Annotated in this window: 10 protein-coding genes, 1 tRNA gene and 1 pseudogene; 2 read left to right on the top strand and 10 right to left on the bottom strand. The window is 40.3% G+C overall.

The genetic code is table 11. The features are described 5' to 3' along the window. Positions 1-120: 120 nt before the first annotated feature. Genes PSI06_RS20020 through PSI06_RS20010 form a run of 3 tightly spaced genes read right to left on the bottom strand, consistent with a single transcriptional unit; the run spans position 121 to position 1,741 of the window. A complete protein-coding gene (locus PSI06_RS20020) occupies positions 121-684 on the bottom strand; it encodes a molecular chaperone (RefSeq protein ID WP_273604729.1) in 564 nt (187 codons plus the stop codon). Positions 685-738: 54 nt separating this feature from the next. After that, on the bottom strand, positions 739-1,215 hold the full coding sequence (locus tag PSI06_RS20015; protein ID WP_273604730.1) for a hypothetical protein: 477 nt from the start codon (positions 1,213-1,215) through the stop codon (positions 739-741). Positions 1,216-1,270: 55 nt separating this feature from the next. Further along, positions 1,271-1,741, bottom strand: coding sequence for a hypothetical protein (locus PSI06_RS20010; RefSeq protein WP_273604734.1), 471 nt, complete (start codon positions 1,739-1,741; stop codon positions 1,271-1,273). A gap of 538 nt (positions 1,742-2,279) precedes the next feature. Between PSI06_RS20010 and PSI06_RS21740 the strand changes: the two are divergent. Then, positions 2,280-2,466 (top strand): annotated as a pseudogene (locus PSI06_RS21740) (hypothetical protein); the annotation flags it as partial. Positions 2,467-2,758: 292 nt separating this feature from the next. On the opposite strand, the gene PSI06_RS20005 reads toward PSI06_RS21740, so the two are convergent. The 7 genes from PSI06_RS20005 to rlmE form a co-directional block, all read right to left on the bottom strand. Beyond that, positions 2,759-2,843: transfer RNA gene (locus tag PSI06_RS20005), tRNA-Leu, on the bottom strand. Between the two features lie 81 nt (positions 2,844-2,924). Then, entirely contained in the window at positions 2,925-3,272 is a 348-nt protein-coding gene (secG, locus tag PSI06_RS20000) for a preprotein translocase subunit SecG (RefSeq protein ID WP_004587340.1), read from the bottom strand. A 1-nt stretch (position 3,273) separates the two neighbouring features. Then, complete coding sequence (gene tpiA, locus PSI06_RS19995; RefSeq protein ID WP_055253015.1) at positions 3,274-4,023, bottom strand: triose-phosphate isomerase; 750 nt, start codon at positions 4,021-4,023, stop codon at positions 3,274-3,276. Positions 4,024-4,103: 80 nt separating this feature from the next. Then, positions 4,104-5,444: a phosphoglucosamine mutase gene (gene glmM, locus PSI06_RS19990; protein WP_273604731.1), complete on the bottom strand. Its 1,341-nt coding sequence runs from the start codon at positions 5,442-5,444 to the stop codon at positions 4,104-4,106. Further along, positions 5,444-6,289, bottom strand: coding sequence for a dihydropteroate synthase (gene folP / locus PSI06_RS19985; protein ID WP_273604732.1), 846 nt, complete (start codon positions 6,287-6,289; stop codon positions 5,444-5,446). Before folP ends, glmM begins: the two co-directional genes overlap by 1 nt. A 70-nt stretch (positions 6,290-6,359) precedes the next feature. Then, positions 6,360-8,303 carry an ATP-dependent zinc metalloprotease FtsH gene (ftsH, locus tag PSI06_RS19980; RefSeq protein WP_273604733.1) on the bottom strand — a complete coding sequence of 648 codons (1,944 nt, stop codon included), beginning with the start codon at positions 8,301-8,303 and terminating at the stop codon, positions 6,360-6,362. 66 nt (positions 8,304-8,369) lie between these two features. Beyond that, complete coding sequence (gene rlmE / locus PSI06_RS19975) at positions 8,370-8,999, bottom strand: 23S rRNA (uridine(2552)-2'-O)-methyltransferase RlmE (RefSeq protein ID WP_004587345.1); 630 nt, start codon at positions 8,997-8,999, stop codon at positions 8,370-8,372. 88 nt (positions 9,000-9,087) lie between these two features. Here rlmE and yhbY point away from each other — a divergent pair, with 88 nt between their 5' ends. Then, the gene (gene yhbY / locus PSI06_RS19970; protein WP_004587346.1) at positions 9,088-9,384 is read left to right on the top strand and encodes a ribosome assembly RNA-binding protein YhbY; all 297 of its coding nucleotides are present in this window, start codon (positions 9,088-9,090) and stop codon (positions 9,382-9,384) included. Positions 9,385-9,549 lie beyond the last annotated feature (165 nt).

Below are 9,549 nucleotides of genomic sequence, written 5' to 3'. Positions count from 1 at the left end.
TTCTAACTTGATTGCCGCAGAATACGTTGCGCGTTTTAATTTCGTCATTTTTTCACCCAAATTTGTATGCTTATTAGCATAACATTTCTTTCTTAATGGGTGGCCAAATTAACTATGCCACTACATACCCTTAGATTTAATATTCCACTGACCTTTTGAAAGGCGTACATATTTATTCCCTTGGTTTTCTAACGACACACCCCATTGATTTTCTGCTAATTGTTTTTTTTCTTTAATTATTAGGTTAGCTTTAGCATTATCGGGAACAACGTTAAATAGCGTTCTAAAACTAAGTGACATACCAACCCCAGACTGCGCATTATCGTTCAAGTTAACTGACACTTGTTCTACGGTAATTCGATAAGACTTAGAGTGGTTAATAATGGGCTCCCCAATATATCGAACGATTACCGATTGACTATTTCCCGGTGGGATAATCGTTGTCATAGGAATAATTAAGAAGTCTTCTTCGTTTACCTCTAAAGACTCAACGCCATCATCACTTATACTCATATTAAAAGCAGAAACATCAATAGTTAAGGGTTTATCCGATGGGTTTATTATTCGAAGTGTTTGCTGCGACTGACTACCTTGAGAGCTGAGATCGGCTACCATAGGCCTCACTTGAAAGGCACTGACTGAAAATGAAAGCAAACAAAATATAAAGCTAAGTAAAATATGCATAGAATTCCCTCCTGAATAAAGGCAGTGCATAGTCACTGCCTTTTCTATTTAACTTTAGTTTGCTGTTACAGTTAGCATTAGAGTATCTGCATACGTACCTGCATATACAGGAGTCTGAGTAACTTCTAGGTCAATCATTCCTGTTACGCCTGTCGTTGCTAAAGTGTTACTTCCACCATTGCTTTGAAAAGCGCTTTGATCATTGATGCCATTTTCAGCTGACAAAGTAAAGTCATAAGGGCCTGCTGTTAAATGAGCAGTGTATCCCACACCTCTGTCTTCATGGTCAGCGTTTTGAAGGTGTCCCTCAGAAGTAGTTAAAGTAAGTGTTGCACCGTCAACATCATTACATTTCAAATCAAAGTTAACGCTTGTGCTGTCCCCCATTGCAAGAGCTGGAAAGTAGTGCGTTGTTGCAATATTACTTACTTCACATACAGACGCGACAGCACCACCTACATTTAAGTTTTCTGCTAGTGCTGAACCTGAAGATAGTGCTGCGATTGCTGAAATTACGATTAGTTTATTCATTGTTATATTCCTTATCCATGTGACATATAGTTTGTTATGTTTAATAAATGTGCGTTTAAAGCACGCCACCCGATACTACTGATGGTGTCATTTCTATGCGGATCACATCCTGGTAGCTTCCTGCATATATCAAGGGTTCATCTAGAGTTAACTGAATCTCAGCAATGCTATCAAATAAAATATCATTAATATTAAAACTATATGTCGATTTGGTTGCCTGTGCCGATACAGACACATTATTGTTGGCACCTTCCAACTTCCAGTTAATATTATATGAACTTATTCTACTGCTTTGCTCATGACTCAAACCGCCATTAAGTGACTGCATTGATATTCGCATTGGCGAATTACAGTTTATCTCTAATGTTGTATTAGCAACGCCATCAGAAGAAAACTCTAGGTTATTATTTTGTGAGGTAAATTCACACACCGGAGAAATATGCCCCACCAATGTAATACTTACTTCATCGTTACTGTATGCATTGGATGCAAAGCAACATAATACTAACCATGCTAGCCTCTTCATCACTGTCACTTCCTTTGAACTACCTTGCTAATACATTGATAATGTTAAGCTAAAATTCAGGTTTAGAAAGTTGTTATTTGATTAGAAACAAGGGGTAAGACTAAATAAACTGTAGCTAAGCATACCGCTTGGTATAAACATTTAAGTGACTCGTAATCGATAAAGGTAGCCTCTTTCTTGTTATCACTCTCTTAAAATCCGCTTTAGCGCTATGTTTAATGTTTACAAACAAGCAAAACATAAGATAAATAAAATATAAACAGCCTATTAAACAGCAATTACTATTTTATAAATTATTAGCTAAACTATTTTAAAAAAATAAAATGATTTTTAACTTTAATTAAATCAACAACTTTGATTACAAAAACCTCAAAATTAACAATTGTAAACTTCAATATAAACTAAATGCTCAATTCTTTTTTACTAACTAGCTAAAATTATTAGATAAAAGCTAAAATCACTTCTATAGTCCCCATGAAATGAACAGCTAAATGACAAGTAAGAAATATATATTTAAAAACTATCTGTAGCAGTAGCAATATATGCCGTACTTGCACCTAGTTACACGAGTGCTGAAGTTTGTATAAATGGCTTTGCATCTATATTAGGTGGCAAAAGTCTAGACAGGGAGCAAACTTTATATGGGTATGGTGACGATATCTCATTTAAAAATGTGGGTGTATTTGCATTAATAGTTATCTGCCAATCTTCAGGAAATGATCAGCGGAAATAATTGTGCGTGATAAAGATAGCTATGGCGTTACTTTTGATTAGGTGTAAGTTACTTATAAATATAGTGATAGCAGCGCCTTTTTATCTGTTCAGGGAGCCAGTTAAAAGCAATGTACACAGGCTAGTTCATTAAACAATACTACAGTAAATTATGCTTTTTAGATTATGTGCCTACAAAGCATTGTAAGTTAATAAACCTTAAAAGGAATAAGCGATTAATAAGTGAGCAAATAGGGGGTTTCCCATAAAAAAACCAGTAACATTGCTGCTACTGGTTTTATAATTTGGTGCGGATGGGGGGACTTGAACCCCCACGCCCGAAAGCACTACCCCCTCAAGGTAGCGTGTCTACCAATTCCACCACATCCGCATTTTTAAGCTTTCGCTTAGGTGTTAAACTTATTGACTTACTTGAGGAGTATAAGTCGTTTAACGTTAGCTTTACGCTAAATTAGTTTGGTACGTCAGAGCTCTGCTGTTGAGTAACAGGTACGTCTTCTTCTGCTGGCGCTACAGTTTCTACTGCAGGTGCTGCTTCAAGGTTTTCCCACTCATCGGTCTTTTTAATTTGACCGGCAGTTAAGTTACCTAACACAATACTTAAAACAAAAAACACTGTTGCTAAGCTTGTTGTTGTTTTGGTCATGAAGTTACCTGCACCTGATGAGCCAAACACTGTGCCCGAAGCACCGGCACCAAATGAAGAACCCATGTCTGCGCCTTTACCTTGCTGGATTAAAACCATACCAACTAAAGCTAAAGCAACAACTAAATAAACTACTAATAAAATTTCGTACATCTTATACGGTCCCTTTTGCACTGTTACAGATTGCAGTGAACGAATCTGCTTTTAGACTAGCACCGCCAATAAGGCCGCCGTCTATATCTGGTTGTGCAAATAATAATTCGCTATTTTTTTCGTTAACGCTACCACCATACAAGATGGTAAGCCCTTGTGCTAAATCGCTATCTAATGAAGCAATTTTGTCACGGATAAATTTATGAACAGCTTGTGCCTGTTCTGGCGATGCAGTCTTACCTGTGCCTATGGCCCAAACGGGCTCGTATGCTATCACAGAATCTTTGAGTGCTGCTACACCTAATTTCTCAATTACTGCATCAATTTGTGCAGCAACCACATGTTCGGTTTGACCGTTTTCTTGTTCGCTCTCGCTTTCACCAATACACAAGATAGGTGTTAGTCCCACTTGCTGTGCACGGGCAAATTTTGCGGCTACGGTTGCATTGCTTTCTTTGTAAATACTGCGTCGCTCTGAATGACCTACGAGTACGTACTTAGCACCTAAATCTTTAATAAGCTGAGCATCCACTTCACCAGTAAAGGCGCCTGGGGTATTTTCACTGAGCGTTTGGGTACCCGTGGTAACACCACTGTCAACCAGTGCTGATACTAATGGAAATGGAGGAAATAAAACAATGTCTATCTCATTTGATTTAACACTGTTAATGGCATCAGACAGTTGAGTGACAAGCTCTAAAGAGCCATTCATTTTCCAGTTGCCTGCGACCATTGCCTTACGTATTGCCATTTTCCACTCCAGATTAGAAAGCGGGCGAGATATTAACTTTTCTCGCCCTAAGTTACAAGAGGTTATTGTTCTCAATCAGTTTATTTGCTCATAGATTCGACAACTGCTGCAATTTTTTGCGCACTGTCTATGACTATTTTTTCTTGTTCGGCTTCAACCATAACACGTACTACCGGTTCAGTGCCTGATTTACGAAGTAAAACACGGCCTTTTTGGCCTAAAGCTTGCTCTACTTGCGCAACCGCATCTTGTACTTCTGGTGCTTGTGTAGGGTCTGTGCCAGGTGTGTAACGTACATTAATCATTTTCATTGGGTACTTTGTAAAACCAGCCCCTAAATCTTGTAATGTGCGATTTTGAGCCACCATTGCAGCCAATACCTGAAGGCTTGAAATGATACCATCGCCCGTGGTGATTAAGTCGAGGTTTAATACATGGCCTGAGCTTTCACCGCCAATTCTCCACCCTTTTTGCTGCAGCATTTCCATTACATAACGGTCGCCAACTTTACTGCGCGCAAATTCAATTCCTTTTGCTTTTAATGCATTTTCAAGCCCCATGTTCGACATAACCGTGCCAACAACACCACCACCTAGCATATGATCTTCAGCCGCTTGGCAGGCAATAATGTAAACTAAGTCATCACCGTCAAATACGCGACCGTTGTGATCAACCATCATTACGCGATCACCATCACCATCGTAAGCAATACCCACATCGGCTTTATGCTCTAGCACTTTGCGCTTTAACGTATCAACGTGTGTAGCACCACATTCATGGTTTATATTCACCCCATTAGGCTCACATGCATGAGTAATCACTTCAGCGCCTAGCTCACGCATTACCGACGGAGCAATATGGTAGGTTGCGCCATTGGCACAATCTAGTACAACTTTTAAACCTTCAAGTGATAAGCCTTGTGGAAATTGGCTTTTACAAAATTCAATATAGCGCCCATCAGCACTTACTAAGCGCGAGGCTTTACCAAGCTTATCTGAGGCAACACAGGTCATTGGTTCATCAAGCATCGCTTCAATTTGTAGCTCAACGTCGTCATCCAATTTTAAGCCTTGGCCATTAAAAAACTTAATCCCGTTATCGTAATAAGGGTTATGCGATGCACTAATTACAATACCTGCTTCGGCTCTGAACGTTTGCGCTAAATATGCAACAGCGGGCGTTGGCATTGGCCCAAGCAGTACGACATCTATTCCTGCGGCAATTAAACCAGCTTCAAGCGCGGTTTCTAACATGTAACCCGAGATACGAGTATCTTTACCTATAATTACTTTTTTTGTTCCACTTAGAGACAAAACTCGACCTGCGGCCCAGCCTAATTTCATTGCAAACTCAGGGTTAATTGGAGCTGTGCCCACTAAACCACGTACCCCATCGGTACCAAAATATTTTCTTTCGCTCATTATAAAGCTCCTTTTTCGCAAGCTTGGAGTACACCAAGCACATCTGCTGTTTCTTTTACATCGTGTACACGAATAATTTTTGCGCCATTTTGCGCGGCAATTAGCGCACCGGCTAAGCTGCCCGCTAATCGCTCATCTGTTTTTCTGTTTAGCAAATTACCTATCATCGACTTGCGTGAAAGACCTGCTAAAAGCGGTAGTTCAAATTTATTAAATGCATTAAATTTAGCAAGTATTTCAAAATTATGCTCTAGGGTTTTGCCAAAGCCAAAACCTGGATCGAGGATAAGTTGCTCCACCTTAATACCCGCTGTTTCGCATGCGCTTATGCGCTGCTCAAAAAAGAGGTTAATTTGCGCTAGCAAGTCAGTATAAGTGGGTTCACTTTGCATTGTCCGTGGCTGCCCTTGCATATGCATTAAACAAATTGCTACATCGGGATACTTAGCGAGTGTGCTAAGGGCGTGGGGCTCTTGTAATGCACGTACGTCGTTAACTATATCAGCACCTGCTAAAATAGCCTGCTCCATGACCTGCGCTTTACTGGTATCTACCGATATTATGCAGTCACTTTTAGCTCTAATGGCTTTTATTGCAGGTATCACACGATTAAGTTCATCGTCTAAATTAACATCTGGCGCGCCTGGACGTGTAGACTCCCCGCCAATATCAATGATAGTTGCACCCTCGTCTAACAACTGCATTGCCTGTTGCACCGCGTGCGCTGTATCTAAAAACTTTCCACCATCAGAAAATGAATCTGGGGTCACATTTAAAATACCCATCACACATGGTTTTTCTAAATTAAGTTTACGCCCACGGGGAAGGTTTATTATGTTAGTCATCGCCAACCTTTTAGTTATTTGATACAAAAAAGCCCCGAAGTACGGGGCTTTTAAAGTATTATTTTAACGATTATTCAGCTTTATCATCAAGGTTTGTTTCATCTTTTTTCGATGAATCATCCGATTTTTGGCTTTCATCATCCGGCTTTTCTTGAGGTGCGACTGTTTTAGTTGGCTTATCGTCTAAACGGTCGTGTGCATCACGTGGTTCACGCACAGGCTGACGCGCCATTAAATCATCAATTTGTTTAGCATCAATTGTTTCATATTTCATTAATGCATCTTTCATCGCATGAAGAATATCAATATTTTCTTTTAATATATCTTCTGCTCTTTGATAATTACGGTCTGAGAATAAGCGTACTTCGGCATCAATTACTTTAGCTGTTTCATCAGACATGCTCATTGCGCGACCACCGCCGCCCCCCATGTACATCTCGTTTTGATCTTCAGCGTAAAGTAACGGACCTAGTTTTTCACTCAAGCCCCACTGCGTTACCATTTTACGTGCAATATCTGTTGCACGCTCAATGTCGTTACTCGCACCCGTTGTTACTTTGTCTTCGCCATAGATAAGTGCTTCAGCAATTCGGCCACCGTAAAGGCTTGAAATCATTGACTCTAAAAGCTCTTTAGAATGACTGACACGGTCCTGTTCAGGTAAGTACATAGTTACACCAAGGGCACGGCCACGTGGAATAATCGACACTTTATAAACTGGGTCGTGCTCTGGCACCATACGGCCAACAATAGCATGGCCCGCTTCATGGTAAGCCGTCATTTCTTTCTCTTGCTCACTCATCACCATGGTCTTGCGCTCTGCACCCATCATGATTTTATCTTTAGCAGCATCAAACTCAGCCATACTTACAACACGTTTATTACCACGTGCGGCATAAAGTGCGGCTTCGTTTACAAGGTTTGCTAAATCAGCACCAGAGAAACCAGGCGTACCACGTGCAATAACTGCCGCTTCTACGTTATCGCCTAATGGCACTTTACGCATATGTACTTTAAGAATTTGCTCACGGCCACGAATATCAGGCAAACCAACCACTACTTGACGGTCAAAACGACCAGGACGAAGTAATGCAGGGTCTAGTACGTCAGGGCGGTTAGTTGCCGCTATAACGATAATACCTTCGTTACCTTCAAAACCATCCATTTCTACTAGCATTTGGTTTAGTGTTTGTTCACGTTCGTCGTGTCCACCACCCATGCCAGCGCCACGCTTACGACCTACAGCATCAATCTCATCTATAAAGATAATACAGGGTGCAGCCTTTTTAGCTTGCTCAAACATGTCACGTACACGCGATGCGCCCACACCAACAAACATTTCAACAAAGTCAGAACCTGAAATGGTGAAAAACGGTACTTTTGCTTCACCGGCTACGGCTTTTGCAAGTAATGTTTTACCTGTACCAGGAGGACCCACCATTAGTACGCCCTTAGGAATACTACCACCAAGTTTTTGGAACTTAGAAGGGTCACGTAAAAAGTCTACTAACTCTGTTACGTCGTCTTTTGCTTCATCACAACCTGCTACATCAGCAAAAGTTGTTTTAACTTGGTCTTCGCTCATCAGGCGCGCTTTGCTTTTACCAAACGACATTGCGCCTTTACCGCCACCGCCTTGCATTTGACGCATGAAGAATATCCATACACCTATAAGCAGCAACATTGGGAACCAAGAGATAAAAATACTTGCTAAAAACGATTGTTCTTCAGGCTGAACGCCTTTCACATTTACATCATTTTTAAGTAAATCATTAATTAAGTCTTCATCGTACATTGGCATTGTGGTTTGAAAACGCTCACCACTGCTTTTAGTACCTGTAATATTACCCGTTCCACGGTCAATAATAACTTCTTGTAAAGAGCCGCTACGCACGTCTTTTACAAATTGAGTGTAACTTGTTTGACGATCAACTTGATCGCCACCATTAAAGCTCTGAAATACTGACATTAGCACAACTGCAATAACCAGCCAGAGTATTAGATTTTTCGCCATATCGCTCAAGGGGTTAACCTCTTGTATCCAATTAATTTAAATTCAACTAAACGCCAAGCAACTGTACTACAGTTTGTAGCCGGTCGCTACTATATATACTTCCCGAGAACGGGCACGTGAGGCATCAGGTTTGCGTATTTTCACTGCTTTAAAACTATTACGAACGTCTTGCAAGTATTGATCAAAGCCTTCACCTTGAAACACTTTAACAACAAATGCACCATTTTTCTTTAATACTTGATGACACATATCAAGTGCTAATTCTACCAAATACATGCTACCCGCTTGATCTACCGAGTTATTACCGCTCATATTTGGTGCCATGTCAGAGAGTACCACATCAACATTTTTACCATCAATGCGTTTTAACAATGCATCAAGTACGGCTTCTTCACGAAAATCGCCTTGTAAAAAGTCAACCCCCGCAAGTGAGTCCATAGGTAATATGTCACACGCAACAACCTGACCTTTATCAGATACTTTCTCGGCTAAGTATTGTGACCAGCTGCCAGGTGCAGCACCTAAATCAACAACGGTCATACCAGGGCGAAGCAGTTTATCTTTATTTTGGATCTCATCTAATTTGAAAACAGCTCGAGAACGCCAGCCTTTTTTTTGCGCTTGCTGAACATATTGATCATCAAAATGTTCTTTCAGCCATCGCTTTGAACTGGCTGAATGTTTTTTATTTGTCATAAATTAACACGCAACTAATTAGTAATATTCTTTAGATGGCGTTAGAATACCCTTAATTCAAGCCATATTCAGCAAAATTTGTATAAACATGACATTATCAAACAAACAAAAGCAGTTTTTAAAAGGTCAGGCACATAGCCTTAAGCCTGTAGTTTTACTAGGTTCTAACGGTTTAACCGAGGGCGTAGTAGTCGAAATTCAAAGTGCATTAGAAATTCACGAATTGATTAAAGTAAAAGTACCTACTGACGATCGTGAAACAAAAGCACTTATTTTTGATGCAATCGTTCGTGAAACCGGCGCTACTAAGCTACAAACAATAGGTCACACTGTTGTATTGTATCGTCAAAGTGCAGAAAAAAAGATTCAATTACCACGCGCATAAGTTAATTGTGCAGTGAGCTTTTTATAAAAAAACCAGCATTAAGCTTAATGCCAGTCAGTTAAGCTGACTGGTATTTTTCTTTTTGGTGGGGTATTTACTTGGTTTGGGTTTGACCCTTCGAGGGTAAAATCTATCTTCCCGCCTCGTCGGAAGTGCGTAATAAGT

This window comes from Pseudoalteromonas sp. GABNS16E, assembly GCF_028598715.1.
Lineage (GTDB): Bacteria > Pseudomonadota > Gammaproteobacteria > Enterobacterales > Alteromonadaceae > Pseudoalteromonas > Pseudoalteromonas atlantica.
This window is presented reverse-complemented; position numbering and strand designations above follow the sequence as displayed.

Coding starts and splice junctions, on each gene's coding strand:
- folP (WP_273604732.1), bottom strand. CDS start 6,289: ATGACTAACATAATAAACCTTCCCCGTGGGCGTAAACTTAATTTAGAA.
- yhbY (WP_004587346.1), top strand. CDS start 9,088: ATGACATTATCAAACAAACAAAAGCAGTTTTTAAAAGGTCAGGCACAT.
- rlmE (WP_004587345.1), bottom strand. CDS start 8,999: ATGACAAATAAAAAACATTCAGCCAGTTCAAAGCGATGGCTGAAAGAA.
- PSI06_RS20020 (WP_273604729.1), bottom strand. CDS start 684: ATGCATATTTTACTTAGCTTTATATTTTGTTTGCTTTCATTTTCAGTC.
- PSI06_RS20015 (WP_273604730.1), bottom strand. CDS start 1,215: ATGAATAAACTAATCGTAATTTCAGCAATCGCAGCACTATCTTCAGGT.
- secG (WP_004587340.1), bottom strand. CDS start 3,272: ATGTACGAAATTTTATTAGTAGTTTATTTAGTTGTTGCTTTAGCTTTA.
- glmM (WP_273604731.1), bottom strand. CDS start 5,444: ATGAGCGAAAGAAAATATTTTGGTACCGATGGGGTACGTGGTTTAGTG.
- PSI06_RS20010 (WP_273604734.1), bottom strand. CDS start 1,741: ATGAAGAGGCTAGCATGGTTAGTATTATGTTGCTTTGCATCCAATGCA.
- ftsH (WP_273604733.1), bottom strand. CDS start 8,303: ATGGCGAAAAATCTAATACTCTGGCTGGTTATTGCAGTTGTGCTAATG.
- tpiA (WP_055253015.1), bottom strand. CDS start 4,023: ATGGCAATACGTAAGGCAATGGTCGCAGGCAACTGGAAAATGAATGGC.